Here is a 26,574-nt window from a genome sequence, read left to right as displayed (position 1 = left end):
GTCCGCCGGGAGGCCGCCCCCCGCGACCTCGTTCCGGAGTTTCACTGCTTTGCTCTGCTACCGCTGCGGCAGCCACGTCCCCGATACGAGTGAAACCTGCGCCACGTGTGGCCAGAAGTTCGACGCGGCCGCGCGCCAGGCGGCGGGGGCTGCGCGCAAGCGGGGAGCGGAGGGGGCGCCGTACAAGCCGGGCGACGTCGTCGCGGACCGCTACGCCATCCAGGAGGTGGTGGGCGCGGGGCCGCTGGGCTTCGTCTTCCGGGCGCAGGACCAGGCCATCGACGTGGAGGTGGCGCTGAAGGTCATCCAGCCCCGGCTGGTGCAGCAGCCCGAGGAGCGCACGCAGTTCGCGCTGTCCATGCGGGTGGGCAAGAAGCTCAACCACCCGAACCTGGTGCGCGTGTACGAAGAGGGGGTGGACGGGGACCGGCCCTTCTTCACGATGCAGCTGTTGGAGGGCCTGCCGCTGCGCCGGATGATGGAGCAGCGCACGGCGAAGGGGCAGCTGTTCTCGTTGAAGGAAGTGGAGCCGCTGCTGGCGCAGATGGCGGCGGCGCTGGACGGGGCGCACCGTTTCGGGCCGCACGCGGACCTGAAGCCGGAGAACGTCTTCGTCCTGCCGGACCTGTTGAAGGTGACGGACTGCGGGCTGGGGCTCGCGGTGCCGCACCTGCCCTTCGTGCAGGCGCAGAAGGGGCACCGGGCGGCGGCGTACATCGCCCCGGAGTACGTCAATGGCGCGGAGCTGGACACGCGCATGGACGTGTACTCGCTGGGCGTGTTGATGGGGGAGATGGTGACGGGCCTGCTGCCGGAGGACGGCGGCGTGCCCGAGGTGACGGTGCGGCATCCGGACCTGCCTCCCGCGTTCGAGTCGCTGTACCGGCGCGCGCTCAACCAGAACCCGCTGGCCCGTCCGAAGTCGGGCGGTGAGCTGCACGCGGAGTTCGCGGCGCTGGTGCAGCGTCACCCGGCCGCGGCGTCCCGGCAGCGCGCGGTGCCGACGACGGGCGCGCTGCCCCCGGCGGCGGTGGCCGCGCGGGCGGCGAACAAGCCGTTGCCACCGGTGCCCACCGGCATGCTCCCCATCGCCAGCGCACCGACGCCGGCCGCGCCCACCCCGGCGCAGGACGAAGAGCCCCCACCGGACGCGACGCAGCCGCTGGACGCGGCGACGCTGGCGGCCATCCTGGGCTCGAACGCGCAGGCGCTCGACTACATCACGGGGCCCGAGGCGCGCTCCGTGTCCGATGCGGCGACGCAGCAGGAGATGCGCGCGGTGGCGGAGCGCCCGGCGGGGCGGCGGGGCGCGGAGGCGGATCCGCGCGCGCTGGGGCAGGCCCCCGACGCGGCGACACAGCTGGAGCCCCGGGCGGCCTCTCGCGCGGCGGAGGAGCCGAAGGCCAAGGCTGCCGAGCCGGTGATGCGCATCTTCGCGAAGGCGGAGGAGCCGTCATTCCCCGCGGATCCCCGCGGGGCCCGTTCCGGAGAGCGTGGCGGCGAGGCGTCCTCCGGGGATGCGCGCTCGGGTCGGGATTCCGCGTCCAGCGAAGGGCGCTCGGGAGGGCGTGGCGAGTCCTCCAGCGGCCGTGGCGGCGAGGCGTCCTCCGGGGATGCGCGCTCGAATGGCCGTGGCGAAGCCTCGTCTGGAGATGCGCGCTCGAACGGTCGTGGCGAGGCCTCGTCCGGGGACGTGCGCTCCAATGGCCGTGGCGAAGCTTCGTCCGGGGACGTGCGCTCCAACGGTCGTGGCGAAGCTTCGTCTGGGGACGCGCGCTCCAATGGCCGTGGTGAAGCCTCGTCCGGAGATGCGCGCTCGAACGGCCGTGGCGAGGCTTCGTCCGGGGACGCGCGCTCGAACGGTCGCGGCGAAGCCTCGTCCGGAGACGCTCGCTCGAATGGTCGCGGTGACGCTTCGGCCAGTGATGCACGCTCCGGTGGTCGCGGTGACGCCGCGTCGAGCGACGGACGGTCCGGCGGTCGCGGCGATGACGGGCGCGCGAGCGGTCGCGGTGGCGAGTCCTCCAGCGATGGACGGGCCGGTGGGCGCGGTGACGGCGGGCGCAACGCGGATGCATCCGCCACGGAGTCTCGCTCCGGGCGCGGCGCGGACCCGGCGAGCGACGGCCGCTCTGGCGGTCGTGGCTCCGACGACGACGAACCCTCCGAGTCCCGCTCCTCGGGCCGGAACGGCCGCAACTCGCGGGCTTCGGGCATGGCGTCGTCGGCGAACCCGCGCGGCTCGGAGCCGTCCGGCCCTCGCGGCTCGCGAGCCTCCGCGGCCCAGGGATCGGCTCGGGGCGCCAACGAGAACTCGACGGGTGGACGCTCGCGCAAAGGGGAACCCCCGCCTGACGTGTCGGGCGCTCGCGCCGCCACGCGCCGGCTGTCGCCCGCGACCTCCGGCCTGCACACGCTGCCCGTGACGCGGGCGACGCAGGCGAAGCCGGCCCGCTCGGCGGGGTCCAGCTCGATGATGTGGATGGTGGTCCTCGCGGTGATGGGCATCGTCCTGGGCGCGGGCGGCGGCTATCTCTGGCTGCGCCTGCGTCAGGCCCAGGCCGGTAGGAACGGCACCGGGCCCGCCACGCCTGGGTCGTCCACCGCCGCGGGTGGCATCCTGGCCACGGACCGCTGTCCCCCCGACATGCGCCTGGTGAGCGGCGGCAGCTTCAAGAAGGGCTCCCCTCCGGAAGACCTCCAGGCCGCTGGCTCCAGCGACGAGATGCGCATGGACAGCGTCATGGTGGAGAGCTTCTGCGTGGACGAGTTCGAGTTCCCCAACCAGCAGGGCCACAAGCCGCGCCTCGCGGCGAGCTGGCTCGAGGCGAAGACCGCCTGCGAGGACCTGGGCAAGCACCTGTGCTCCGAGGAGGAGTGGGAGAAGGCCTGCAAGGGGCCCGGCAACGCGCGCTTCTCCTCGGGGGATGAGCAGGTCCAGAAGGTCTGCAACACCGGCGCCGCGGACGGGGCCGCGCGGAAGATCGCGACCTCTGGCTCCTTCAGCGCCTGCCGCTCCGCCTACGGCCCGGCCGACCTGTCCGGGAACGCGGCCGAGTGGACCTCCTCCCACTACCTGAACACCGAGGACTGGCTCATCAAGGGCGGCTCCTTCGACAAGCCCAGCGACGCCGCCCGGTGCTCCGCGCGCCGCAGGGGCGCCCCGTCGCTGAAGGCCCCGGACGTGGGCTTCCGCTGCTGCCAGCAAGTGGCGCGATGACGAACCTCCGGCGGCTCGCGCTCCTGACGCTCCTGCTGCCCGCCGTCGCCTTCGCGCAGGCCGCGCAGCGAGGTCCGGGCCGTCCCCGCGTCGTGGCCGTGAAGTCCGCGAGCCTCGCGCCGTACGCTTCCTTCCTCGCTGGCTTCGCGTCGGAGGCCCGCGCGGACGTCACCGAGCTGACGCTGGAGGAGAGCCCCACGGAGGCGGCGCGCGTCTTCAAGTCGCTGGCCGCGCAGAAGCCCGCGCTGGTCCTGGCCCTGGGCCCCCTGGCCGCCAACGCCGCGCGCCGCTCGCTGGGCGAGGACGTGCCCGTGCTGTTCGCCATGGTGCCGTACCACGAGAAGTACGGCCTGGAGGCGCCGCACGTCACCGGCATCGCGCTCACCAGCGACTTCGGTCCGGAGCTGGCCGCGCTCAAGGCCGTGGCGCCAGGGGCGAAGCGCGTGGGCATCCTGCACGACCCGCGCTCCTCGGCGGGGGCGGTGGCGCAGGCCCGCTCCGCTGGCGCGGCCCTTGGGCTCACCATCGTGCCGCTGGCCGTGGAAGCGCAGGAGCGGGTGGGCGAGGTGCTGGAGGGCGCGGCGGGGAAGGTGGACGGCCTGCTGATGGTTGCGGACAAGACCGTGGGCAACGCCTCCGTCGTCCAGGCCCTCATCGCCTTCAGTGCCTCCCGCAAGGTGCCGCTGGTGGCGCTCACGGCCAGCCAGGTGAAGGAGGGCGCGACGCTGGCCCTCTCGCCAGCCCCGCTGGCGCTCGGTCAGCAGGCGGGGCGGCTGGCCAACCGCATCATCCACGAGAAGGTCGACCCCGGCGCGCTGGCGGTGGCGCGGCCCGAAGGACTGGACCTTTCGTTCAACCTCACCGCCGCGAAGAAGTCAGGTCCGTCCTGTGACGTCGTGCTGGAAGTGCTCCGGTTCGCGGCGCGCCGGGACTTTGCCGTGAAGGTCTACGAGTGATTCCACGTTACAGCCGTCAGGAAATGGCCTCCCTCTGGTCCGACGTCGCCCGCTACCGCCGCTGGCGCGACGTGGAGCTCGCCGCGCTGGAGGGCATGGTCGCGCAGGGGCTCGCGCCCAGGGACGCGCTGGCCGACTGCCTCGCCCGCGCCGGTGACTTCACCGAAGCGGACGCCGCGCGCATCGAGGAGATCGAGCGCACCACCAAGCACGACGTCATCGCCTTCCTCACCTTCGTGGAGGAGCGCGTGGGGCCCAGCGCGCGCTGGCTGCACCTGGGCATGACGTCCTCGGACGTGCTGGACACGTCGCTGGGGCTCACCCTGCGCGACGCGGTGGACCTGCTCCTCAAGGGCATGGACCGCGTGATGGCCGCGGTGGAGAAGCGCGCCTTCGAGCACAAGCACACGCTGCAGATGGGCCGCAGCCACGGCATCCACGCGGAGCCCATCACCTTCGGGCACAAGCTGGCCATCTGGTACGACGAGCTGCGCCGGGGCCGCACGCGCCTCCTGCACGCGCGCGACACCATCGCGGTGGGGAAGATCTCCGGCGCGGTGGGCACCTTCGCGCACCTGCCGCCGTCGGTGGAGGAGCACGTCTGCCAGAAGCTGGGCCTGACGCCCGCGCCCGCCTCCAGCCAGGTGGTGCAGCGCGACCGGCACGCGGAGTTCTTCACCGCCATCGCCCTGGTGGGCGCCAGCCTGGAGAAGTTCGCCGTGGAGATCCGCCACCTCCAGCGCACGGAGGTGCGCGAGGCGGAGGAGCCCTTCACGCCCGGCCAGAAGGGCAGCAGCGCCATGCCGCACAAGCGCAACCCCATCCTGTCGGAGAACCTCACGGGCCTGGCGCGCCTGCTGCGCGGCTACGCGGTGAGCGCGATGGAGGACGTGGCGCTGTGGCACGAGCGGGACATCTCGCACTCGTCCGTGGAGCGCGTGATTGGTCCGGACGCCACCGTGCTCCTGGACTTCATGCTCCACCGCTTCGCCGGGCTCATCGAGAACATGCGCGTCTACCCGGAGCAGATGAAGAAGAACCTGGACCTGCTGGGCGGCGTGGTGAACTCGCAGCGGCTCCTGCTGGAGCTGGCGCGCAAGGGCATGGACCGGCAGGCCGCGTACGTCGTCGTCCAGCGCAACGCGATGAAGATGTTCGAGGAGGGCGTGGACTTCCGGCAGGCGCTGCTGGCGGACGCGGATCTGCTCAAGATGATGACGCCCGAGGAGATCTCCGACTGCTTCTCCCCGGGCTACCACACGCGCCAGATGGACGCGGTGTTCCAGCGCGTGTTCGGCCGCGCCAGCTAGCGCGGCCCGCACCGGGCGACGGGGCTGCCGCTACAGGTATCCCTTCGCCCGCAGGTTGGACTCGATGCGCGCGTGCACGTCCCCGGGGGTGAGCGTCAGCGGCATGCCGGTGATGCGCTCGTAGGCGGCCACGTACTTGGTGGCCAGGTCCACGCGCACGTCGTCGGGGATGGCGGGCAGCGCGCCGTGGCCGGAGAAGTTCCGCTCGCGGATGAGCCACTGGCGGATGTTCTCCTTGTCCAGCATCCGCTGGTCCTCGCCCTTGGCGAAGCGCGCCTCGTACTCGTCCGCCACCCAGTAGCGGCTGGAGTCCGGGGTGTGCATCTCGTCGATGACGAAGAGCTCGTCGCCCACCTTGCCGAACTCGTACTTGGTATCCACCAGGATGAGGCCGCGCGTGCGCGCCCACGTCTGGCCTTCCAGGAACAGGCCCCGGGCGGCCTCCGTGATGCGGGCCCAGTCACGCGGCGTGGCCAGCCCGCGCGCCAGGATCTCGGCCTCGGAGATGGGCTCGTCGTGCTGGCCGTACTCCGCCTTGGTGGACGGCGTGAGGATGGGCGTGGGGAACGCGCTGTCCTTGCGCAGCCCTTCGGGGAACGGAACCCCGTAGGCGGTGTGCGTGCCCTTCTCGTAGTCGCGCCACAGGCTGCCGGTGAGGTAGCCGCGCACCACCACTTCCACGGAGAACGGCTGGCAGGCGCGCGCCACGGTGACGTTCGCGTCGGGCACGTCCAGCACGTGGTTGGGGCAGATGTGCTTCGTGCGGTCGAACCAGAAGGCCGCCAGGCGGTTGAGCACCTCGCCCTTGAAGGGGATGGTGGTGAGCACGTGGTCGAACGCGGAGAGGCGGTCGCTCGTCACCAGGACCAGCGTGTCGCCCTTGCGGTACGTGTCGCGGACCTTGCCCTTGTAGGGGGTTCCCAGGGCGGGCAGGTCCGTCTGGCGGAGCGTGTGGGTGAGTTGCGCGTGGAGGGCGGAGGTGTTCACGTCGGGGGCGCCTCGCGGCCCCGGACACTGACCGCCGGGAAGGGGCGGGAGCGGGGCCAGCTCATGAGGCGCGCGACTCTACTGGAGGCCCGCCGCCATGGAAGCAGGACCGTAGGCCGATGCCAGGTAGAGGAACGCCGGGTTGATGCGCAGGATGCCGTCCACGTAGGCGACCGCGTACGGCGCGCCCGCGGCCCGGTCCACCCGCACCGCGCCCTCCGGCTGGATGTCCCAGAGCGCCAGCAGCGTGCGCCCCACCAGCTCCGCGGCCTCGCGCTCCGACAGGCCCTGCAGGCTCTCCCGCCGGTCCTCCGGCCAACGGTCCCCCGCGCGCGCGTCGAAGGCGAACTGGATGCCGCTGCCCGCGTCCGGCGGCTGGAGCAGGTCCGCGCGGGAGTCGAAGCCCGGCGCCGCGACGAACTCGTTGCCCTGGATGATGGGGAAGAGCGCCACGCCCTGCGCGGACTGGCCGGCCTGCTGCTCGGACTGGCGGGCGATGTCCCGGAACAGCTCCAGCCGGACGGCCGGGGACTCGAACTCCACCACCTCTGGCGAGCTGCTCAGCGCCTGCCGCGCCGTGATGGACGAGCGCACGGTCGCGCCCGTGCCGTCGCACGCGGTGGTGAGCAGGGACAGCGACAGGAGCAAGCCAGGGACCCAGCGACGCATCAGCGGGAATATACCGATCAGCCGGACGCGCCACCAGCTAAACTCCGGGGCATGCGTCCAGGAGCGGAGCTGACCGTCGTCCTTCATCAGACCCGTTCACCCGACAACCTGGGGGCTGTCTGCCGGGTCATGGCGAACTTCGGGTTTGAACGTCTCATCCTCTCGGAACCCATCACGAAGGACTTCGGTGCCGCGGAGCGGATGGCCGTGAAGAGCGGCCACATCCTTTCGGGCATGCGCGTCGCGCCCACGTTGGCGGAGGCCCTGGAGGACTGTGTGTACGTGGTGGGCACCACGTCGCGCACCCAGGTGGTGAAGCGGTCCCCGCTGACCCCGGAGGAGGCGGCGCGGCGGCTGGCGGAGGAGAGCACCCGGGGGCGGGTGGCGCTCCTGTTCGGCGGTGAGCAGCGCGGGCTGTCCGACGAGGACCTGACCCACTGCCAGGATCTGCTCGTCATCCCCACGTCGGACGTGCAGCCCTCCATGAACCTGGCGCAGTCGTCCGCGGTGCTCCTGTACCTGTGCCACCGGCAGGGGCTGGGGGAGACGGCCGCGGTGCCCGCGGAGGCGGAGCCCGGCGCGAAGCTGGGGACGCTCGGGGCCCTGAGCGCGCGCATGCGCGCGGCGATGCTGGCGGCGGACTTCCTCAACCCGCAGGCGCCGGAGCACGTGCTGCACGAGCTGGAGCGGACGTTGATGCGTTCGCGGCTGACCCAGCGGGAGGCGGAGCTGTGGCTCAACGCCTTCAAGCACCTGGGCCGCGCGGTGGCGCCGGGCTCCTCCCGCGAGTGAGGGCGGGAGGCCGGCGCCACGAAACAGCCGGGACGGCTTAGGCCGCCGCTTCCTTCTTGTAGGTCTCGGCGTAGTGCTTCTCGCACAGGCCGGCCTTGCTCGTCTTGATGCGGCACTCCGGCTTGGAGCACACGCGGTAGCGCGAGTGGGGCAGGTCGCCCTGGCGCCACTTCTTGAAGTGGAAGAAGCAGTAGCTCTTGGCGCGGTAGGGGCGCTTGCAGCCCTCCACGGTGCACGCCTTCTTGCCGTTGCCCTTGGCCGTGCGCGGCCAATGGGTGGGCTTCGTCGTCTGGGTGGCCTCGGCCATGGTGCGGACTCTCCTGCGAATCGATGCGCGAAAACCCGCGGCGCCACCTCTGGGTGGATCCGCCGCAGTGTGAAGGCGCACGGTGTATCGCCCGGTTTCAAGGAACGCAAGGAGGCTGGCGGCCCGGAAGGGCCCCGGGGGCAAGGCCCATCAGGGAACGGGCAAGCCCTCCCCGCCCTCCGAGTCCCCGCCCGCCCGTCCGGACGGGGAGCGCGGCACGGGCGACAGCAGGTCCTCCAGCGCCGAGCGGGCCCCGGCGGTGCGCTCCGCCGGAGCGGCGCCCGAGGCGAGCGTCGCGGGAGGCGCCTCCACCCGGGGCGCGTCCTCCAGCTTCACCCGCAGCGTCATGGGGTGCCCCAGCCTGCGCAGCTGGAGCTGGATGTGCTGGCCCACGCCGCGCGCGGCCACCTGCCAGCGCAGCGTGTGGGCCCGCTCCACCGACAGGCGGTCCAGGTTCAGGATGACGTCCCCGGTGCGCAGGCCCGCGCGCTCCGCGGGGCTGTCCTCCACCACGTCCGTCACCACCACGCCCCGGCCGCGCGGGTTCAGGTTGAAGGCCTGGGCCACCTCCGGAGAGAAGTCCTGCACGCTGATGCCCATCCACCCGCGGCGCATGCGCCCGTGCGCCTTCAACTGGGGAATCACCGTCTTCGCGATGTCGATGGGGATGGCGAACCCGATGCCCTGCCCGGACACGTTGACGGCGTTGGCCACCGCCACCACGTCGCCGTGGAGGTCCAGCACCGGCCCGCCGGAGTTGCCCGGGTTGATGGAGGCGTCCAACTGCAGATAGTCGAAGTCGCCGTCGCGCCCGTTGGGCGTCACGTCGGTGCGGCCCAGGTAGCTCACCACGCCCACCGTCACGGAGTGCGCCAGGCCGAACGGGTTGCCGATGACGACCACCCAGTCCGCGATGTCCACATGGGACGCGGACGCCAGCTTCAGCACCGGCAGCTTCCGGGGCGAGTCCACCTTGAGGAGCGCGCAGTCGGTGCGCTCGTCCTCGCCCACCACCGTGGCGGGGAACTCCTCCACGTAGCCGCTGGCGCTGCGGATGGAGATGCTGACCTCCGAGGCCCCGTCCACCACGTGCGCGCTGGTGAGGATGTAGCCGTCCGGGTGGATGATGAACCCGGAGCCAATCCCCCGCTGCGGCTCCTCGCCGGGGGGCACGTCCGCGCTGTCCTGGCGCGTGGTGATGGACACCACGGCCGGCATCGCCTTGCGGGCCACTTCACTGATGTTGGAGTGTTGCCGGGAAGCGGCGCGGTTGCGCGCCTCCAGCCACAGCTTCTTGGGGGGGCGTGACTCGGCGCGTCCGGCTGTTCCCAGCGCGCATGCCAGCACCGCCACCCTGATGACGCCCCCGACCTGCGTCCAGCCCATGGGCCCGCCTCTCCACCACCGTCCAACCCAACGCCCCGGCGCAACCTAGGCACGGGGCGGGGTAGGCGGAAGGGGAGGGTCGGCGATCAGCCACGGCCCTCGCGTCCGGGGGCGGGGGGCTACTTCTTCCGGGCGATGATGTCGTTGATGGCCGCCCGGTCCTCGGGGGTGATGCGCTCACGCGGACCCGGGGCGTTGGCGGACTTCTGGGTCACCGCCTCCCTCGCGTCCTCCAGCGCGTCCTCCACGCTGCCCTTCATCCGGTCCATCGCGGAGGGATTCACCGAGCGCTTCCAGGTGCGCTCCATGTGCTCCAGCGGTGAACGGCCGTCCACGTTGCCCCGCGCCAGGAAGACGCCGATCCCCACCGCGCATGCCGTCCAGACCAGGAACTTCAACACGCCCATGATTCACATCCTCCTACGTCGTCTTACATTGGTCCGGGGACGTTGGCGAGTTTCCGGACCGGGGACGCGGGAGTCGCTGACAGGGGGCTTGCGGGCCCTTAAGGTCCCGGGGCTTGCAGCCCGAAGAACTCATCAGGGCCGCCCAGACGCGGGCGGCGGGATTGGACGTGGGGCGGGGGGACGCGGCGCTGGAGCGCGTGCGGGCCCAGGCCTCGGCATTGTTCGCGAAGCTGCCGGAGCCCCCGGTGTACCGGCGAGCGGAGGACCCGTCGCGCAAGGCGGCCCAGGCGCTGCTCCCCGAAATGGAGCGGGTGCTGGCGGAGGCGTTCGCGGTGGCGCGGGCGCCGGCGGTGTCGCCGCTGGTGGACCGGCTGGTGGCGGCCCTGAGCGCGCACGCGGAGGCGCTGGTGCACACGGCGGATGGCCGGCTGGAAGCAGCCGAGCTGGCGTGGCGCCGGGCGCAGGAGCTGGAGCGGGCCGCGCACCCCACCCGCCAGATGGTGGGGCAGCCGGCGCGGCCTCCGCCCGTGTTCGACAAGGGCACGGGCCTGTCGCGCTACGACCCTCGCAACGCGCCCCAGGCGGGCGTGAAGCTGGTGTGCCCCAATACGGGCTGCAAGCGCATGGGGGATTACGCCTTCGTGCCGACGCACGCGTACCACCGGTTCGTGTGTCCGGCGTGCCGGGTGCCGTTCCTGGCCTACTTCGGGGAGCTGAAGGGGCTGGAGGTGGAGCACCGGCGCAGCTCCAAGCGCTACCGCTTCACGGTGGATGAAGTGGGCAGCGCCGTGACGACGCGCATCGACTTCGAGGAGGCGGGGGGGCAGGAGTTCCCGGCGGCGCGCAGGGACCTGCTGGCCTTCCTCTACACGGAGCAGCGCGAGCTGAAGGTGGTGGTGAACCTCACCAACGGGAAGATGATGTGGGTGAGTCCCGCGTCGTCGTGCTTCGTGGTGACCGCGGCCTTTGGCGAGGGCGCCCCGGAGCTGGTGGCGTTCCGGGCGTTCCGGGACGACGTGCTGCGGAAGAGCCGGCTCGGCCAGGGGTTCATCGACGGGTACTATCACTGGGGCCCTCCGCTGGCGGCGTGGGTGGTGCGCCGGCCGCGGGTCCGGGCTGGGGTGCGCTGGGCGTTGAAGCGGGTGCACGGCGGCCTGACACGAAGGGAACGCGGATGACACAGCAGGCTGGATCCGAGAATTCGAAGCCGCCGCGTGCGCGCGGGGATGGCGCCAAGACGGTGCTGGCGGTGGTGGCGGTGCTGGGCCTGGCGGCGCTGGCGTTCCTGGGCGTGCGGGAGGCGCAGCGCGCGCGACTGGTGCCGGATGGGGTCTCGCCGCCGTCCTTCCAACTGGCCAAGCATGGTGGCGGTTCGCTGACCCTGTCGGACCTGAAGGGCCATGTGGTGATGCTCGACTTCTGGGCCACCTGGTGTCCGCCGTGCCGCGAGGAGATGCCCTCGCTGGTGAAGCTGGCCAAGGAGTACGAGTCCCAGGGGCTCGTCTTCGTGGCGGCCAGCCGGGACGACGGGGATACGGCGCCGCAGCAGGTGGACTACTTCCTCCAGCGCTTTCAGCCGGAGCTGCGGCCCTACGTCGTCTACGCCGACGACAACATGGCGCGGGCCTTCGAGGTGAACGCGCTGCCGACGCTCTACTTCCTGGACCGCGACGGCAAGGTGATGGACGCGCAGCGCGGCATGCTGTCCGAAGACGGCTTGCGCCGCCGCATCGAGCGCGCGCTGAAGCGGTAGCGTCTCCCCCCTTCGACTCACCGAGCGGAGGGGGGCGTCGGCCCGTGCTCCTGGCTTGAGCCCCCGAAGGGGCTCGCGGGACGGCCCGTGCTCCGAACCGTCCCCGCGCTACTTCTTGCCCGCTGGCGTGCCCGCGTCCGGCGCCGTCGTGGCCTTGGGCGGAGTGCCTGGGCCCGGCGCGGTCGTGGCCTTGGGAGACGTGCTCGCGTCCGGCGTGGTCGCTGACTTGGGCGGCGTACTCGCGCCGGCCGCGGGCATGGACTTGGGCGGGGCGGCCGTGTCGCTCGCGGGAGGCGCACCCGGTCCGGGGACGGGCTCGGTGCCGGGCGGAGGCGGCTGGCCGTTGGGCACCACCGTCTCCTTCGGGCCGGTCTCGATCTCCGACTTGACCAGCTTGAAGTCCACGCGCCGGTTCCTCGCGCGGCCCAGCGCCGTGTCGTTGGTGTCGATGGGCCGGTCGAACCCGAAGCCCTGCGACGTCAGGCGCTTGCGGTCGATGCCCTTCTTCACCAGGTAGTCGAGCACCGACTTCGCGCGCCGGTTGGACAGGTCCACGTTGAGCGTGCGCGACCCCTTGTTGTCCGTGTGCCCTTCAATCTGCACCGGCCCCAGCGTGGGGTTCTTCACGAGCACCGACGCCACCTCGTCCAGCAGCGGGTACGACTGCTTCTGGATGATCGCGGAGTTCGTCTCGAAGAGGATGTTGCCCTTGATGCGGATGCGGTCCGACTCCACGACCACGTAGGGCGGGGCGTCGTACGGGCAGCCGTTGTTCTCCGGCGGGCCGGCCACGTCGGGGCAGTCGTCTTCGCCGTCCGGAATCTCGTCGAAGTCCGTGTCCGGGCAGCCGTCGAAGTCCTTCAGGCCGGGCACGTTCGGGCACTTGTCCAGCCGGTCGATGATGCCGTCGCCGTCGGTGTCCTTCTCCGGCTCCACCGGGCAGCCCTTGTTCTCCTTCGGCCCCTTCACGTTGGGGCACGCGTCGTCGCCGTCCTCCACGCCGTCGCCGTCGTTGTCTGGATCCGGGCAGCCGTCGTAATCCTCGAAGCCGTCCTTGTCCTCGGGCTGCGTGGGGCAGCGGTCGCGGATGTCCGGCACGCCGTCGCCGTCCGAGTCCGGCCCGCCGTAGGTCTTGTCGTAGCGCAGCGCCAGCATGACCCGCAGGGCCTCGCGGCCGTAGCCCGTGGTGACGTTGAGTCCGCGGCCCACGTCCAGCTCCAGGCCCCAGTCCCCCCACACCTTCGCGCGGGCGCCCACCAGCAGCTCCCACGGCGACTTGAGCGAATCCGACTGGTCGAAGTTGAACGGGCGCACCAGCGGCGTGCGCAGGTGCATTTCGGCCGTGGCCTTCACCTCGCTCAGCCGGCCGATGTCCGGCAGGTCCACGATGCCGCCCGCGCCCAGCGTCAGCTCGTCGTCCACGCGCAGGTTGAGGTACTGCGCCGCGGGGCGCAGCAGCACGCCCACGTTGCCCAGCAGGCGCACCGGCAGGGGGCCCAGCTTCTTGTCCACGGCCAGGCGCGGGGCGAACACGACGCCGCTCTCACCCGTGAAGCTCCGCGCGCTGCCGGTGGGCAGCCGCACCTCCGCCACCAGCGCGAGCCCCACCGGGAAGCGGTCCGGATTCAGCAAGCTCACGCGCGGCAGCACGCGGAGGTCGCCCAGCGTGGTGCTGCTGACGCCCTCGGCGCCGGGGAAGGTCGGCGAGTTCAGCGCGTCGCCCAGCAGCGAGAAGTTGTCGCCCTGGACGACCGTGAACGGCAGGTCCACGCCCACCTCCAGCCGCTCCAGCAACTGGTAGGCGAACAGCAGGTGCGCGTCCAGCCGGTACGGGAGCAGGTCCCCCAGCTTCTTCTCACCCAGCTTGAGGGCCAGGATGCGCCAGTTGAAGTCCAGCAGCAGCGCGCCCCGGTAGCTGCCCACCGGCTCCACGGTGGCGCCTTCCAGCCCGATGCCGCTGGACTGCGCGGCCGTGGGTTTCACGGGCACCGCGTCGAAGCCGCGGGAGAAAGGATCAGGCTGGGCGTGGGCCGCTGCCGTGGTGAGCAGCAGGCCCAGGAGCGCGAGTCGCAGGGCCGCGCCGCACGCGGACCGGCTCCACGAAACATGTTCGGAGTCGGGGCATTGCATACCGAGGCTCTTACCACCCACCTCCCCCCGCCGGAAGAAAACCCATGCGTCGGAAGGTGAGCTACAGCCTCATGCCATTTATACAAAGCGCGCGTGGTCCCGGACGCCGGGCACGCAGGCGAGCACGCCCTGTTTCCGCGGGGGATGACACATCTTCCACCGGGCTCCTGGGGGCTCGCGGTGGAGGGGCCAGCGCGGTGCGAGCGCCAGGAGGCTCCAGCGCCCAAGTGCTCTCGCGGCGTGTGGACGGCGTCGCCGGAGAGCCCTTGAGCGCCGGACGGGAACGTCAGTGCTCCATGAACCGCGCGGCCGGGAGGACCTGGATGGCGTCCGGGTTCACCGGCAGCTTCTGCTGGATGATGGCTTCATCCTGCTTGAGCAGCTCCGGCGACTTGGGCGACGCGTAGGTGATGGGCGACGGCGCGCCGGACTTCAGCGCCTTCGCCAGTCCGTCGGCGTCCTCCGTGACGAACACGAAGGCCAGCTGATCCGGCTGGAGCCTCCGGCGCACGGCCGCGTTCACGGACTCTGGCGTCATCGTCGCCAGCGCGGCGCGGTACGACGCCAGGAAGTCCGGCGTGCCGTAGTAGAGCGAGTCGATGGCGTAGCCCAACCGGCGCTGGTCCGTCTGCTCCCACAGGCGGGTGTAGCCCTGGAGGAAGCCGCGCACCAGGTCGAAGCGCTCGCGCGGGAGCGGCTGCTTCACCATCTGGTCCAGGAAGTACACCGCGCCGCGCGTGGCGAACACGCCGTTGGCGGGCACCACGGGGCGCAGCCACAGGGACACGTCCTGCTGGGTGCGCACCAGGTTGGTGCGGTTGAAGGTGCCGTTGCCGCGGTCCTCGATGAAGTGCTCGGCGTAGGCGTAGTCGCCGTAGTTGAGGCCGCGCTGTTCACGCAGCTCGTTGAAGAGCACGCCGATGAACTGGCGGTGCTCGCCCAGGTTGGACAGCGCGAACGCCACCGGGAAGAAGTCCGGGTCTCCGCGGCGCAGCGGCGTGACGAAGCCCATGCTCACGGCGGTGGAGAGCGCGGGCTTCTGGAGGATGAGCGTGCGGCCCGCGGACGAGGGCACGGGCGGCAGCGCCACGCGCGGCGCCCCCGTGGCGGGCAGCGCGGACAGGCGCGAGGTGACGGCCTCCTGGAGCTTCGCGTCCACCGGGCCCGCCAGCCCGATGACGAGCCGGTCCTGGGTGAACACGCGGGCCGCCTGCGCCTTCACGTCCTCGAGCGTGAGCGCCTGGAGCCCCTGCACGGTGCCGCCGGTGTAGTGGGCGTACGGGTGGCCCGCGTAGAGCAGCGCGTCCAGGCCCACCTTGCCAAGCGTCTCGTCGTCCTCGCTGCGCAGGCCGTTGCGCACGCCATTGAGCGCGTTGGCGCGCAGGCGTTCGAACTCCGCGGGCTCGAAGCGGGGGGCGAGCAGCGTGTCGGTGAACAGCTCCAGGAAGCGCGGCAGGAAGTCCTGGTGCACGCGGCCGGCGAGGGTGGTCATCTCCTTGTCCGTGGTCACCTTGAGCTCGGCGGCCATGGGGTAGAGCGCTTCCAGCAGCTGGGCGGAGGTGAGCTTCTGCGTGCCGCCCTCCGCCATCAGCTTCGCGGTGAGGGCGGTGAGGCCCTCCTTGCCCTTCGGGTCGTCGATGGAGCCCGTGTGGAAGACGAGCCGCAGGCTGACGATGGGCGTCTCCGGCCGGGCCTGCACGACGAGCTGCATCGGCTTCGGCTGATTCAGGGGCACGGCCGGCACCGCGGCTGGCGCCGGGGTCTCCGGGGCGGCGGTGGCCCGTGGCGGCGCGGCCTCGGGGGCGGGCTTGGGGGTGGAGGCGCAGCCGGCGAGGGACAGCGCGGCGGCGACGGCGAGGGACACGGACGGGTGGGTCTTCATCACGGCGTCCCTCCGGCGGTGGCCTTGGGGGTGAGGGTGAGGACGGTGAGGTTGGTGTCCACGAGGTACTTCTTCGCGAACGCGGTGAGCTGCTGGGGCGTGACGCCGCCCAGCTGCTTCAGGTAGCTGCCCAGGGAGTCCGGCGGGCCCATGACGCCCGCGTAGACGGCCAGGTCGATGGCCACGTCGCGCGGCGTCTCCAGGTCCATCAGCATGCCGTAGCGCAGGTGGTCCTGGATGGCCTTCACGCGGGCCGCGTCCACCTTGCCGCTGGCCAGGGCCTTCGCTTCACGGCGCAGGGTGGTCTCCACGTCGGCGCGGTGCTTCTCGTCCTGGAGCGTGGCGTCGATGGTGAAGAGGTAGGGGTCGCGGTGGGGCGTGTTGGCGACGTTCAGGGACTCGACGAACTGCTTCTCCAGCACCAGCTCCTTGTAGGCGGGGCTGGTGTCGCCCACGAGGTACTCGGCGAGGAGGGACTGGATGGCGGCGTCCGGCGTGTCGGCGCGGGCGGCGGGCGTGTGCCACGCGAGCACGTGGCGGGGCTGCGTGGGCTGGGGCCAGTCCACGTGGACGGCGCGGGCCTTCGTTTGCGCGGGCTCGGTGGGGATGGTGACGGAGGCGGGCTTGCGGTTCCAGGCGCCGTAGGCTTGCGTCACCTGGGCCAGGACCTGGGCGTCGTCGAAGTCCCCGACGATGAAGAGGGTGGTGTTGGCGGGCGTGTACCAGCGCTCGAAGAAGGAGCGGCTGTACGCGTACGCCTTGGGCATGGCCTGGACGTCCTCGTAGAAGCCGAGCGTGGTGTGCTGGTAGGTGTGGTGGGTGAAGGCGGTCTTCGCCAGGGCCTCCTCCAGCTTCAGGTCGGGGCCGGCGGCGTTCTTGTGGTACTCGCCCAGGACGGCGAGCGCCTCGGTCTGGAAGGACGGCTCCGAGTACTCCAGGTTCTGGAAGCGGTCCGCCTCCAGCGCGATGAGCTGGGGCAGGCCGGCGGTGGGGCCGTACACCTGGTAGACGGTGATGTCGTCGGTGGTGAAGGCGTTGTCGTCGAAGCCGTAGCCTCCGAGGATGCGCTCGCGCTGGCCCTCGGGGTTGGACTTCGTCCCCTTGAACATCATGTGCTCGAAGAAGTGGGCGAAGCCGGTGCGGCCTGGCTCCACCTCGTTGCGCGAGCCCACGCGCACGGCGGTGACGTAGGCGATGATGCCGGGCGAGTTGAACGGCACGCGGACGACGGTGAGGCCGTTGGGCAGGCGCGTCGTCTTCAGTGCGTAGGGGAAGAAGCGGGAGGCTTCTGGAGGCGGCTCGGCGGACGCCGGGAGCGCCGGCGTCAGGAGCAGCAGCAGGAGTGGCAACAGGCGGCGCATGCGCGAACCCTTTCGGTGCCGGGACGCGCCCCTCGCAACGGGGGCGCGTCCCGGAAGCTCGCGGCGGACGTTACGCTGGAGGTTGTGCTCCAGGGCGAGGGTTTCTTGGGGCGCGTGTCGTCTTGGCGCCAGACGCCCGGCGTCACACGGCGACGACGATCTTCCCGAAGTGGCCGCCGGACTCCATGTAGCGCAGGGCCTCGCGCGCCTGGGCGAAGGGGAAGACGCGGTCGATGACGGGCCGCGTCTGCTGGCGCGTCATGGCCTGGAGCATGTCCTCGAACATCTCGCGGCTGCCCACGTAGGTGCTCACGACGCGCAGCTGCTTGTTGCCGGTGGCGGTGTTGTCGGGCTTGCCCGGGGCGCCGGTGAGCAGGCCGATGAGCGCGATGTGGCCGCCCTCCTTCGTGGCCGCCACGGAGTGGGGCAGGGTGCCCGCGCCGCCGACCTCCAGCACGTGGTCCACGCCCTGGCCGCCGGTCAGGGACAGGACCTGCTGCTCCCAGTCCGGAGCCCGCCGGTAGTTCACGAGACCCTCCGCGCCCAACTGCTTCGCGCGCTGGAGCTTGTCGTCGTGGCTGGAGGTGATGATGACGCGGGCGCCGAGGATGCGGGCGAACTGGAGGGCGAAGATGGAGACGCCGCCGGTGCCTTGCGCGAGCACCGTCTGTCCGGGCTGGAGGCCGCCCTGGGGGACGAGCGCGTTCCAGGCGGTGACGGCGGCGCAGGGGAGCGTGGCCCCTTCTTCGTAGGTGAGCCAGTCGGGGAGGAGGGCGAGCCCTTCGGCGTCCACGCAGACGTACTGGGCGAGGACGCCGGGGATGGCGCCGCCGAGCGCGCGGGCCACTTTTTCCGGGGTGCGCTCGCCGTCGGTCCAGGTCTGGAAGAAGGTGGGGGCGACGCGGTCCCCGGGTTTGACGCGGGTGACGCCTGGGCCCACGGCGACGACCTCGCCCGCGCCATCGGAGCAGGGGATGACGGGGACGTGGAGGCCCGGGTAGGTGCCTCGGGCGATGATGAGGTCGCGGTAGTTGAGGGAGACGGCGTGGATGCGGACGAGCGCCTGGCCCAGGGCGGGCCGGGGCTCGGGTTTCTCGACGGCGACCCAGCCGTCGCTGCCGGTGGTGTGCTGGAGCTCGTACGCCTGCATGGGAGTGACTCCGGGATGGGAGGGAACGAGGGCCTGGCGGACTGCCCGGGTTGCCAGGGCGGGATGTTGCTGGAGCGCCATCCCGGCGTGCATGAGGATTGACGGGAGGCGTTCAGCGGTTAATGTAGGTCGAGTGCGGAGCGTGAGTGGCCGCACGACGTACATCGAACCGGGGGCGACCTGGCTTCGACGGGGGCAATGACGTTCGAGACGCGTGCCGAGCTTGTTGGGTGCTCGTAAAACCGCCGACAACAACACAAAAGCCAACGACAACGTTGAGCTCGCGCTGGCTGCCTAACTAGCAGTCTCTAGTGCGCGGTCCCCCTGCTCTCGGTCCGTGGGGTAGGGATGGGCCGTCATAATGCGGACTGGCTGCCGAGGGTGCCTGGGCCTGAGGCGGCGAGATCTTTCCAGGACCGGCATCGGGAATCCCGTCCGTGGGAGTCCAGGTGACGTAGCAAATCGCGGACTACGCACGTAGGGTCGAAGAGCCGACGGCTTTCGGACGAGGGTTCGATTCCCTCCGCCTCCACAGGGAGGAGCCTGGCAATCCAGTACGGGTTGCCAGGCTTTTTCTTTGGACGTGTTTCGTCATGTGACCCCAATGTGCCTCCTGTCGACCTGCAGCCCGGCCTTTTCCCACATGCCCGTTCGCTCAATCTTGAGACCGGTTCTCCCCTGTCGCGTCCTGCTGGACAGGTGTGAGCGCGAAGTGAGACTGCAGCTCCGCGATAGGCGAGGTGAGCTTGCGCGGTGCCGTCACCAAGAGATGGCGGGCAGCGCGAGTCAATGCCACGTACGTAGAACGGAGCAACTGATCGTCCGTCATGTTTCGCTTCGCGCGTCCCGGCTCGATGAGCCCGACGCAGTCGAACTCCAAGCCCTTGGTATGGAGTGTCGGAGTGATGTGCACCGTGTCTCGGTTGTGCAGATCCACCGCCTTCGAACGGCGGCACGAAATGTGGTGCTCTCGTAGCAATGGCCTGACGACACTCGAAATGCGCTCACGGAGATCATCGTCATCGCAAATGAGAACGATGGACCACTCAGGGTGTTCCCGTCGCAGTTTGATGACTCGAGACGCAAGCTCCTTGAGCCGGGCGTCCACGTTGCCGCCTTGAATCAGCTCGGGCTTCATTCCGCTCAGGTCTGATCGTGACTCAAAAGGAGCTGGGGCTCCAAAGTGCGCCTGATAGTAGCTCGCCGCAAGCTCCCCGAGTTCTCGTGTCTGCCGGTAGTTCTTCCGGAAGAGTCCCACCTGTCCGTTCCCGCCATCCAGCGAGAAACCACCCGTAGGCCAGGAGGGGAGTCCACCCGGAAATTTCAGGCGCTGCATGAGGTCGCCCACGGCGGTGACACAGCGATACCTGGTGTCGGCAAGCTCCAGCAGCAGGCGTGACTCCACAGGGCTGAAATCCTGAGCTTCGTCCAGTACCAGATGGCTGACGCGCTCCCAGGGTTTCACAAAACGCACCGTTGGCGCGGATGGCACTCCGTCGGACATCCAGCGCACCATCCAGGCCAGTAGCGGGTGGTCATTCTTCCGGATGAGGCCTTCTGCCGCGTGCGCACGTGCTTCACGGATCGCCTTCTCCGCCGCAGTGCGTTTCAGTACTTTGGCTTCAATCAAGGTGGTCGCGTGTCTTGCGAACTCCTCTGATTTGAGGAAGCCGAGGTACACCTCTCCATGGTTCACCACCTGTGCGACGAACGCATTGAGGCCCTCGCGGACCGCAATCGCTTGAGCGGAGTCTCGCTCGCGCGAAAAGTGCTCATTGGCGATGCGGAATGCGGAGACGAGCTTTCCGAGCCTCAAACTCCCGGAGCGCAGACCCTTCTCTGCCTCTCCAATTTCCCGCAGGTATTCGGTCTTGCGCGGATCTTTCGGCCCCAGACACTGGGAGAGATGGGACTCCAGCGCCGTGAGTGCCGAAGGCCAGCGGGTACGAAGGGATTGCAGCGTCCACTTTTTGAGGGGCTCAAGAACAGCCACGTGCGTCTTGATCGCGGCGAGTGACTTGCTGTCCTTGAGTCGATCGGCCTTCACGTTGTCGAGGGCGTGAGCGCCGTCAAGCAGGTTTCGGGTCCACGTCTCAAGCGAGATGACGGGAACTTGGGGAATGCGCAAATCAAGGAGCAACCGGCGAAGATAGCGTACGAGGATGTCGCTATAGGTCACGACCAGCGTCGACTCCTCAGTGAAGTGGGGGGCTTCCCGTGGAACATCGAGTTCGTCGTGTTGGGCCTCCAATGCGTAGGCCACGCGTTGGAGGGCAAGGGTTGTCTTACCGCTGCCAGGGGCTCCTTCGACGACAAGATGGCCTTGCAGCGGCATCCGCAGGTACTTGTCCTGGGTTCGGTCCGTCTCGAAGATGATTTCGCGCAGGCCGAATGCCGCTGCTGTTACCGGGGACTCCGGTTGCACGTCGTGCGCCGCCGCATCTATCGTCTGCCGAGCGCTGGCGAAGTCGAATGCTCCCGACAGCGCCTCGTAACGGCCGTTCCGCAGGTCCCCTTCCAGCGCTTGGAACCTTCCGCGTAGCTCGACGCGATAGGTCTGTTCTCCTCTGGGAACAACGATCTCCTCTTCTTCGCCCAGATCAAATAGGCGTAAGCGCGCCAGTGGAGAGGTCCACGAGACGATGTGGGCTCCTCCTTGGATCGCGAGCCCCTGCCGCGCCTTCGTCAGGTAGAGTCGCCTGGTCTCATTCCCGTTGCAGATCGCGTCGATACGCACGGAGAAGGGGTCGCCCGCCAACTCGCGGAACGCCGCATACTGGCTCTGTCGCTGTTGGTCCAATGCCTGAGGACCGAAGACACTCTGCCCTGCCTGTGATGCGCGCCGATTCGCCTCGCGAATGGCGCTCGTCAATGCCGCAAGATCCTCGGTCAAGAGGGCTTTCAGGTTCGACGCGGTCATGCTGTCTCTCCAGGAGGCCGCAGCATAGCCTATCGTCCTATCCGTAAAGTATAGGACGCGTGGGGCCCTGTTGAGGGCGGAGTCTCGGGCCGGAAAGAGGATGGATGGGGCCTCAGGGGGAGGAGTTCTGCCTCATCGAGGGGGCCTTGGTGCGCCTATGTCTCTCGGGTGGTAAGGGCACGAGCCTCCTGTGGAGGACGGACTGGGACAGTCTACGGTCCTCGCACCTCGTGCGGCGCTAGTCCAACTGCTTTGATTCCGACTATCGCCATCGGCCCGGTGCCCCAACAAGCCGGTCCAGCACAGGGTGGCGGCTCCACTGAAAGCCATGGCGGTATCTGCCAGTTGTGCCTGAGGAAACGTTGACTGGCGGACTCTTTCCTTAATCCTGTCAGTATTTGTGATTGGTCTTGGTTGACTGGAATTGCCTGTTCGAACGACGAGTATTTCCATGCGGCGATTGGCGCCGTGGAAGACCACGCCGCGCTGAGGTCTCAAGTCAGCTGGCGGTGTGTTGGCTGTGGAATGGAGGATGCGCGATGTCGAACAGGTTCTTGTTTCGAATGGGCTTGCTGTTGGTGGCTGCTCTTGGGGCGACAGGGTGCGGCGATTCCCCTGGTGAAGAACAAGCGTCGATTGATCTCAATCCTTCGTCCCATGCCGAGGCGCGCCTGTCGCTCGAGCGCATCCGCCAACTCTACGAATCCAATCCGGCCGCCGCGTTGGACGCCCGACAGAAACTGCGTCCGAGACTCGATGTGCTCAATCGCTTGATTGTGCGGGTCGAGGTCGCGCCGGAGCACTCCGTGGAGTTTTACGAACTGCGGCCGGACGGCATCCTCGTCGCGGAGAGCGGGCCGGTGGAAGGCGGGCGTATCTTGCGTGACAGCGACTTCGCCGACGACTCGGCCGTCGAGCTCTATCGTCGGCTTACGGGAGGTTCCACGCCGCCAGAGGCCCTGGTCAGGGCTGAGTCGCACCGTGACGGACCCGCGCGCGATGAAGCTGTTGCCAGTCTGGGGGCTGTCGAAGGACTGGCCCCGGCTCGTGGTGGGCAACAAGGCGACGTCCGCTCATCTGTCACTCAGTCATGGACTGGGGCGGACGGCCAACTCTGGAGGGATACTGCCTGTTACAAGGGCGGGGACTTCGTTCAGTGCTGGCCGACCGTCACCGGCAATGGATGGGCGTCCGCGAATTCGAAGTCGTCGTTCATCAAGGTCGCGCCCTACAGCGGCGGTATCGTGGGGGTGTGGTTCTCGTATGAGCTTTCAGTGTCAGGCACGTGGGGCGTTGCCCCTGGAGAAATGCGGTCGTTCTATGCATATAGCGGCAGCTACAAGACCTGCCCGCCTCTCTCCGCGTGCGGCACTTTCGAGTACTACATTCGTAATCATCGGTGGGACATCACGGACGCGGTCGGAGACAACTATCACGCTGCGATCGCGTTCAGGTGGAATTGCAGCTACGGCCTGTGCGGGAGTCCCTAGCCCCCCTGTGTCGCACCGGATGGATGAGACACCCGGTTGTCTGCATTCGACCCGTCTGCCTTTGCATCGCCTCGCGCCGGGGCTGACTCGGCGCGAGGCGGTCGTGCCGCTCCAACGGCCAATGCCCCTTGGCCTGTGGGCCTGTTCCAGTAGGGCCAGCCGGGGTTCCTCCACGGTTTCGAACGTGCGCACCCAACGGTCCTCTTGGGGGCGAACTCTCGTGTCCCTGGGGCCGGAACGCCCCCGTGGGTCACGTTTTTCGCTCCTGTAAAACAGGATTCTCTGAGCGGCGTGGATACATCGGCGGGGGAGCAAGCAGAAGGCGCACTTGGAGGCGCGACGTCATCGCCCTGGCCCGGTACCATCGGGACGAATCGATTTGTTCCGATGAACACGGACGATCGCCAGAGGTGGAGACGCACGAGGTGGTGACGGACGAGGAGCTCAAGGAGGCACCGGCGGCGACCGCGCCGTCGGTGGATCCGCTGGTGGGGTCGAAGATTGGCGAGTTCGTCATCCGGGAGCGCGTGGGCGCGGGCGGGATGGGGGTCGTCTACCGGGCGGAGCATCCGCTGATTGGCAAGCACGCGGCCATCAAGGTGATGCGCGCGGAGTTGGTGTCCCCGGAGCAGGAGCAGCGGCTGCGGGTGGAGGCTCGGGCGGTGAACGCCATCCGGCATCCGGGCGTGCTGGACATCTTCAATTTCGGGACGCTGCCAGACGGCCGGCCGTACGTGGTGATGGAGCTGCTCCAGGGCCAGTTGCTCTCGGACTTGCTGCGCGTGCGGGAGCGGCTGGACGTGGGGACCACGGCCTGGGTGTTGGAGCAGGTCCTGGCCGCGCTGGGCGCCGCGCACCGGGCGGGAGTGGTGCACCGAGACCTGAAGCCCGCGAACGTGTTCCTGATGGAACAGCAGGACGCGGCGCCGCTGATCAAGCTGGTGGATTTCGGCATCGCCAAGTTGATGCAGGCGCACGACGCGCAGGATGGCTCCACGCTGGGGACGCCGGACTTCATGGCCCCGGAGCAGATCCGCGGCGGCGAGGTGGGCCCGGCCGCGGACCTGTACGCGCTGGGGGTGATGGCGTTCCAGATGCTCACGGGCACCCGGCCGTTCCAGGGCGACAACGTGCAGCTGATGTTCGCGCACGTGGAGCAGGTCCCGCCTCGGGTGTCCTCGCGGGTGGAGGGGATTCCGCCGGAGTTCGACGACCTGGTGCTCCAGCTGATGCACAAGGAGCCCACCCAGCGGCCTGCGTCCGCGGCGGCCGTCCGGCTGAAGCTCCGCGGGTTGGCGCGACCGCCGGTGCCCTCCGTGGACCCGGAGGCGGAGACCCCGGCGGTCGTGGAGACGCAGGACGTCCCGATGCTGCCACGGAGGGAGGAGCCCACGGCTCAGGTGACGCCAGGGCCCAGGGTGGCGGGGACGGAGCGCCGGAAGGCGACGTCCTTCGTGGTGGCGGCGCTCGCCGGGCTGGCGCTGCTCGGAGTGGGTTATGGGTGGGGCGCACAGGCGGGGAAGGCGCAGCGGACGCAGGCGTTCGCGCCGCCGAGCCCTTCCGAGCCGGTGGTGGCGGAGGCGCCGCCAGCGCCGCCGGTGACTCCGCCGTCGGCCACCTCGGCGCAGGCTCCTGTCGAGGCGCCGCCCGAGGAGCCCTCCGAGGACCCTGCGCAGGAGGGGGCGAAGAGCGAGCCCGCGACCGTGGCGAAGGTCACGGGGTTGCCACCGTTGCCGGCGGGGACCGAGTCCGAGAAGAAGATGGAGCAGCGGCTGGCGGGCCTGTTCAAGCAACTGCTGGCGCGGGCAACGGAGGTGGATGCGGATCGAGCGCTGCGCGGCAGGCTGATCCAGCAATACCGTGCCGCCGCTGAAGCGACGATGGATTCCGAGCGTGCGCGCATCCACGTCGCGCTGGATGACATCGAGAAGGAGCTGACCCAGCGCATCGCGCTGCAGGACGCGCCCCCGGCTCCCGTCGGCGTCGCCGCCGTTGTTACCCCGGCGCCGCCGCCCCGGGTCCCGGCCCTCGTGATTCCCAAACTCCCCCTCCTGCCCCAAAGCAATGCCTCCGAGCAGCGGCTGGCCCAGCGCATGGACAAGCTGGTGGCGGAGCTCCGCAAGCGCACGCAGAACCAGGACGTCGCGCCGGAGCTCACCAAGCAACTGGTGGACCTCTACACCGAGGCCGCGAAGGCCCAGACCGCCACCGAGCGCATGGACGTTCATCAGGCGCTGGATGCATGGCAGGAGCGGTTGAAGGGACGGTTCCCGCTTTGAGCGGAGCCGGCTCCCATGACCGGGTGAAGGCCACGAGCAACCGCTGATGCGAGGCCCGCAGCGTCCCATGTGTCACCGCGGGACGCTCAGTCCCGGGTCGCCAGTCGGTGGGCGGCCCTGGCGAGCGCCACGACCTCTTCCCGTTCCAGCGTCGCCTCCTGCGCGAGCAGGGCTGGAACCAGTTCGTGAGCACCAAGGACCGGGACGTTCCTCGGCTGCTCCTTCACCACGAGCTCCGCGTCCACGAAGACCAGCAGGCTCTGGACCCAGAGCGAACGGCGTCGCGTTACCGCGCTCAGCTCCTCGCGGATCCGCTTGGCCTCCGCTTCGCCCTTCCTCACGTAGTTCCTGTTGGCGCCGCCGACCTGGATGACGTGTCCGGCGACCCACACCTTCTGGCTGAGGAACTTGGTGTTGATGACGTAGACGCCCGGCGGGCCCACCACGAGATGATCCACGTTCGCGCCGGTTCGGCCAATCTTGACGTCGTGCTGGATGAACCAGCCCCGAGGCCGAAGGGGTTCGAGCAGCTGACCCACGCGCTCCTCGCCTTCGGCGCCGCGCCCCCAAGCACGCTCTTCGGTGTGCATCCCGAAGAGCCGCGTGAAGAACGTCTTGATGGGCGCGGCCTTCACGAGCCTGTTCTGCCGCTCTCGTGCGCCTTGCCCAGGCCGGCGGACGGAGGACCCGTGCGATTCAATGTGTTGCTTCGGCATGGAGGGACCGAGCATATACCCCTTGGGAGGGATTCTCCGGAGAGGGAGAAGGGGCCTATTGGATGGCTCATGCGAATGAGCTCCCTCGTCCTGGTGTCCTGGTGTGTCCTCCTGTCTCTTGTCACGGCCTGTCTGGGGGATGAAGGGTCCCTGGGGCCCCAGAGGTTTCCCGAACCCCAGGGCTCACTGGTGCCGATCGAGTCTCTGGCGTCTGTCCTCGACGCGGGCTCGTTCCTCTGCAAACGCGGCGAGGCCTTCTGTGACTCCGCGAACCTCTCCTATTGCAGCCGCTCCGGCACGGATGCGGTCAGCCTCGGCGCCTGTGGTGGAGGCACCGTGAACAACCCGGTGGGTTGCTTCATGACGGATTGTCCTGGCGGTGCAAAGGCTTGCTGTCGTCCTGGGAAGGCCACCTGTAGCTGGTCCTTCACGAGCCCCGCCATCTCGGGCCAGACCTTCGGCTTCGACGAAAGCAGGGACAAGGAGAACTATTGCGTGGCGCCCTCGACCTGCGACCAGAACAGCCTCACCTTCTACATCGCCCCGCCGAAGACGACGGGAACGTGCCCTGTGATGGTCGGCCGCTCGGTTCACGTCATCATCGGACGGCCACTTCCGCCGCTCGGGCAGATCGTGACGCTGCCGGATTCGCGGGTCTTCATCTCTTCCGGAGGCACCCCGACCTCCTGCTCCGCGTGGACGGGGACGGTCATCGTCCATTCGGATGTTCCCACCTGGCGCGTCAGCCTCGACTTGACGTGCAGTGACCCGAACCTGCGAGACCTCCGCCTCGTGGGGTCCGCCAGCGGTGACGTCTGACTCATCTGGTGGAGTGGAGCCGCGTCGTCAGGCTGTAAGC

Annotated in this window: 20 protein-coding genes and 1 other RNA gene; 10 read left to right on the top strand and 11 right to left on the bottom strand. The window is 69.5% G+C overall.

Annotation, left to right across the window (positions count from 1 at the left end; genetic code table 11):
* Positions 1 to 49: 49 nt before the first annotated feature.
* From FOF48_RS08195 to purB, 3 genes are read left to right on the top strand one after another with little or no spacing between them, the layout of a single operon-like run.
* Complete coding sequence (locus tag FOF48_RS08195) at positions 50 to 3,220, top strand: SUMF1/EgtB/PvdO family nonheme iron enzyme (protein ID WP_143899631.1); 3,171 nt, start codon at positions 50 to 52, stop codon at positions 3,218 to 3,220.
* On the top strand, positions 3,217 to 4,176 hold the full coding sequence (locus FOF48_RS08190) for an ABC transporter substrate-binding protein (RefSeq protein ID WP_143899629.1): 960 nt from the start codon (positions 3,217 to 3,219) through the stop codon (positions 4,174 to 4,176). Before FOF48_RS08195 ends, FOF48_RS08190 begins: the two co-directional genes overlap by 4 nt.
* Positions 4,173 to 5,486, top strand: coding sequence for an adenylosuccinate lyase (purB, locus tag FOF48_RS08185; protein ID WP_143899627.1), 1,314 nt, complete (start codon positions 4,173 to 4,175; stop codon positions 5,484 to 5,486). Before FOF48_RS08190 ends, purB begins: the two co-directional genes overlap by 4 nt.
* A gap of 30 nt (positions 5,487 to 5,516) precedes the next feature.
* Here purB and FOF48_RS08180 read toward each other — a convergent pair whose 3' ends face one another.
* Both FOF48_RS08180 and FOF48_RS08175 read right to left on the bottom strand, forming a co-directional pair.
* Positions 5,517 to 6,473 (bottom strand): phosphoribosylaminoimidazolesuccinocarboxamide synthase, encoded by a 957-nt coding sequence (locus FOF48_RS08180; protein ID WP_143899625.1) that lies wholly within the window; start codon positions 6,471 to 6,473, stop codon positions 5,517 to 5,519.
* A 78-nt stretch (positions 6,474 to 6,551) separates the two neighbouring features.
* On the bottom strand, positions 6,552 to 7,142 hold the full coding sequence (locus tag FOF48_RS08175) for a hypothetical protein (protein WP_143899623.1): 591 nt from the start codon (positions 7,140 to 7,142) through the stop codon (positions 6,552 to 6,554).
* Between the two features lie 51 nt (positions 7,143 to 7,193).
* Between FOF48_RS08175 and FOF48_RS08170 the strand changes: the two genes are divergently transcribed.
* Positions 7,194 to 7,934 carry an RNA methyltransferase gene (locus FOF48_RS08170; protein ID WP_143899621.1) on the top strand — a complete coding sequence of 247 codons (741 nt, stop codon included), beginning with the start codon at positions 7,194 to 7,196 and terminating at the stop codon, positions 7,932 to 7,934.
* A 37-nt stretch (positions 7,935 to 7,971) separates the two neighbouring features.
* On the opposite strand, the gene FOF48_RS08165 is transcribed toward FOF48_RS08170, so the two are convergent.
* From FOF48_RS08165 to FOF48_RS08155, 3 genes are all read right to left on the bottom strand, one after another.
* On the bottom strand, positions 7,972 to 8,241 hold the full coding sequence (locus FOF48_RS08165; protein WP_143899620.1) for a vegetative protein: 270 nt from the start codon (positions 8,239 to 8,241) through the stop codon (positions 7,972 to 7,974).
* A gap of 150 nt (positions 8,242 to 8,391) precedes the next feature.
* Complete coding sequence (locus FOF48_RS08160; RefSeq protein WP_143899618.1) at positions 8,392 to 9,627, bottom strand: S1C family serine protease; 1,236 nt, start codon at positions 9,625 to 9,627, stop codon at positions 8,392 to 8,394.
* Between the two features lie 119 nt (positions 9,628 to 9,746).
* The gene (locus FOF48_RS08155; protein ID WP_143899616.1) at positions 9,747 to 10,034 is read right to left on the bottom strand and encodes a hypothetical protein; all 288 of its coding nucleotides are present in this window, start codon (positions 10,032 to 10,034) and stop codon (positions 9,747 to 9,749) included.
* 113 nt (positions 10,035 to 10,147) lie between these two features.
* Between FOF48_RS08155 and FOF48_RS08150 the strand changes: the two genes are divergently transcribed.
* Entirely contained in the window at positions 10,148 to 11,212 is a 1,065-nt protein-coding gene (locus FOF48_RS08150; protein WP_143899614.1) for a CFI-box-CTERM domain-containing protein, read from the top strand.
* Entirely contained in the window at positions 11,209 to 11,787 is a 579-nt protein-coding gene (locus tag FOF48_RS08145; RefSeq protein WP_143899611.1) for a TlpA disulfide reductase family protein, read from the top strand. The genes FOF48_RS08150 and FOF48_RS08145 overlap by 4 nt, the downstream gene beginning before the upstream one ends.
* A gap of 108 nt (positions 11,788 to 11,895) precedes the next feature.
* On the opposite strand, the gene FOF48_RS08140 is transcribed toward FOF48_RS08145, so the two are convergent.
* The 4 genes from FOF48_RS08140 to FOF48_RS08125 all read right to left on the bottom strand — a co-directional run bounded on the left by FOF48_RS08140 (position 11,896) and on the right by FOF48_RS08125 (position 18,310).
* The gene (locus FOF48_RS08140; RefSeq protein WP_143899609.1) at positions 11,896 to 13,917 is read right to left on the bottom strand and encodes an OmpA family protein; all 2,022 of its coding nucleotides are present in this window, start codon (positions 13,915 to 13,917) and stop codon (positions 11,896 to 11,898) included.
* Between the two features lie 286 nt (positions 13,918 to 14,203).
* Positions 14,204 to 15,799, bottom strand: coding sequence for a pitrilysin family protein (locus FOF48_RS08135; RefSeq protein WP_143899818.1), 1,596 nt, complete (start codon positions 15,797 to 15,799; stop codon positions 14,204 to 14,206).
* Complete coding sequence (locus FOF48_RS08130; RefSeq protein ID WP_143899607.1) at positions 15,799 to 17,160, bottom strand: pitrilysin family protein; 1,362 nt, start codon at positions 17,158 to 17,160, stop codon at positions 15,799 to 15,801. The genes FOF48_RS08135 and FOF48_RS08130 overlap by 1 nt, the downstream gene beginning before the upstream one ends.
* Before the next feature lie 142 nt (positions 17,161 to 17,302).
* Positions 17,303 to 18,310 (bottom strand): NAD(P)-dependent alcohol dehydrogenase, encoded by a 1,008-nt coding sequence (locus FOF48_RS08125; protein WP_143899605.1) that lies wholly within the window; start codon positions 18,308 to 18,310, stop codon positions 17,303 to 17,305.
* A gap of 171 nt (positions 18,311 to 18,481) precedes the next feature.
* Between FOF48_RS08125 and ssrA the strand changes: the two genes are divergently transcribed.
* Positions 18,482 to 18,845: a transfer-messenger RNA gene (gene ssrA / locus FOF48_RS08120) on the top strand.
* A gap of 120 nt (positions 18,846 to 18,965) precedes the next feature.
* Here the strand turns inward: ssrA and FOF48_RS08115 are convergent.
* Complete coding sequence (locus tag FOF48_RS08115; protein WP_143899603.1) at positions 18,966 to 21,230, bottom strand: AAA family ATPase; 2,265 nt, start codon at positions 21,228 to 21,230, stop codon at positions 18,966 to 18,968.
* A gap of 539 nt (positions 21,231 to 21,769) precedes the next feature.
* Between FOF48_RS08115 and FOF48_RS08110 the strand changes: the two genes are divergently transcribed.
* Positions 21,770 to 22,720 (top strand): hypothetical protein, encoded by a 951-nt coding sequence (locus tag FOF48_RS08110; protein WP_143899601.1) that lies wholly within the window; start codon positions 21,770 to 21,772, stop codon positions 22,718 to 22,720.
* A gap of 410 nt (positions 22,721 to 23,130) precedes the next feature.
* Positions 23,131 to 24,999: a serine/threonine-protein kinase gene (locus FOF48_RS08105; protein WP_255442008.1), complete on the top strand. Its 1,869-nt coding sequence runs from the start codon at positions 23,131 to 23,133 to the stop codon at positions 24,997 to 24,999.
* Positions 25,000 to 25,085: 86 nt separating this feature from the next.
* Here FOF48_RS08105 and FOF48_RS08100 read toward each other — a convergent pair whose 3' ends face one another.
* Positions 25,086 to 25,634 carry a nuclease-related domain-containing protein gene (locus tag FOF48_RS08100; protein ID WP_186001830.1) on the bottom strand — a complete coding sequence of 183 codons (549 nt, stop codon included), beginning with the start codon at positions 25,632 to 25,634 and terminating at the stop codon, positions 25,086 to 25,088.
* Between the two features lie 270 nt (positions 25,635 to 25,904).
* Between FOF48_RS08100 and FOF48_RS08095 the strand changes: the two genes are divergently transcribed.
* Positions 25,905 to 26,534, top strand: coding sequence for a collagen-like protein (locus FOF48_RS08095; protein WP_143899597.1), 630 nt, complete (start codon positions 25,905 to 25,907; stop codon positions 26,532 to 26,534).
* The last annotated feature ends 40 nt before the right edge of the window (positions 26,535 to 26,574 follow it).

The sequence above is a fragment of the Corallococcus sp. Z5C101001 genome (assembly GCF_007352635.1).
Taxonomy (GTDB): Bacteria; Myxococcota; Myxococcia; order Myxococcales; family Myxococcaceae; genus Corallococcus; species Corallococcus silvisoli.
This window is presented reverse-complemented; position numbering and strand designations above follow the sequence as displayed.

Excerpts from the sequence above, each read along its gene's own strand:
- FOF48_RS08190 (WP_143899629.1), top strand. The coding sequence starts at position 3,217 with ATGACGAACCTCCGGCGGCTCGCGCTCCTGACGCTCCTGCTGCCCGCC.
- FOF48_RS08175 (WP_143899623.1), bottom strand. The coding sequence starts at position 7,142 with ATGCGTCGCTGGGTCCCTGGCTTGCTCCTGTCGCTGTCCCTGCTCACC.
- FOF48_RS08170 (WP_143899621.1), top strand. The coding sequence starts at position 7,194 with ATGCGTCCAGGAGCGGAGCTGACCGTCGTCCTTCATCAGACCCGTTCA.
- FOF48_RS08165 (WP_143899620.1), bottom strand. The coding sequence starts at position 8,241 with ATGGCCGAGGCCACCCAGACGACGAAGCCCACCCATTGGCCGCGCACG.
- FOF48_RS08160 (WP_143899618.1), bottom strand. The coding sequence starts at position 9,627 with ATGGGCTGGACGCAGGTCGGGGGCGTCATCAGGGTGGCGGTGCTGGCA.
- FOF48_RS08155 (WP_143899616.1), bottom strand. The coding sequence starts at position 10,034 with ATGGGCGTGTTGAAGTTCCTGGTCTGGACGGCATGCGCGGTGGGGATC.
- FOF48_RS08145 (WP_143899611.1), top strand. The coding sequence starts at position 11,209 with ATGACACAGCAGGCTGGATCCGAGAATTCGAAGCCGCCGCGTGCGCGC.
- FOF48_RS08140 (WP_143899609.1), bottom strand. The coding sequence starts at position 13,917 with ATGCAATGCCCCGACTCCGAACATGTTTCGTGGAGCCGGTCCGCGTGC.
- FOF48_RS08135 (WP_143899818.1), bottom strand. The coding sequence starts at position 15,799 with ATGAAGACCCACCCGTCCGTGTCCCTCGCCGTCGCCGCCGCGCTGTCC.
- FOF48_RS08130 (WP_143899607.1), bottom strand. The coding sequence starts at position 17,160 with ATGCGCCGCCTGTTGCCACTCCTGCTGCTGCTCCTGACGCCGGCGCTC.
- FOF48_RS08125 (WP_143899605.1), bottom strand. The coding sequence starts at position 18,310 with ATGCAGGCGTACGAGCTCCAGCACACCACCGGCAGCGACGGCTGGGTC.
- FOF48_RS08115 (WP_143899603.1), bottom strand. The coding sequence starts at position 21,230 with ATGACCGCGTCGAACCTGAAAGCCCTCTTGACCGAGGATCTTGCGGCA.
- FOF48_RS08110 (WP_143899601.1), top strand. The coding sequence starts at position 21,770 with ATGTCGAACAGGTTCTTGTTTCGAATGGGCTTGCTGTTGGTGGCTGCT.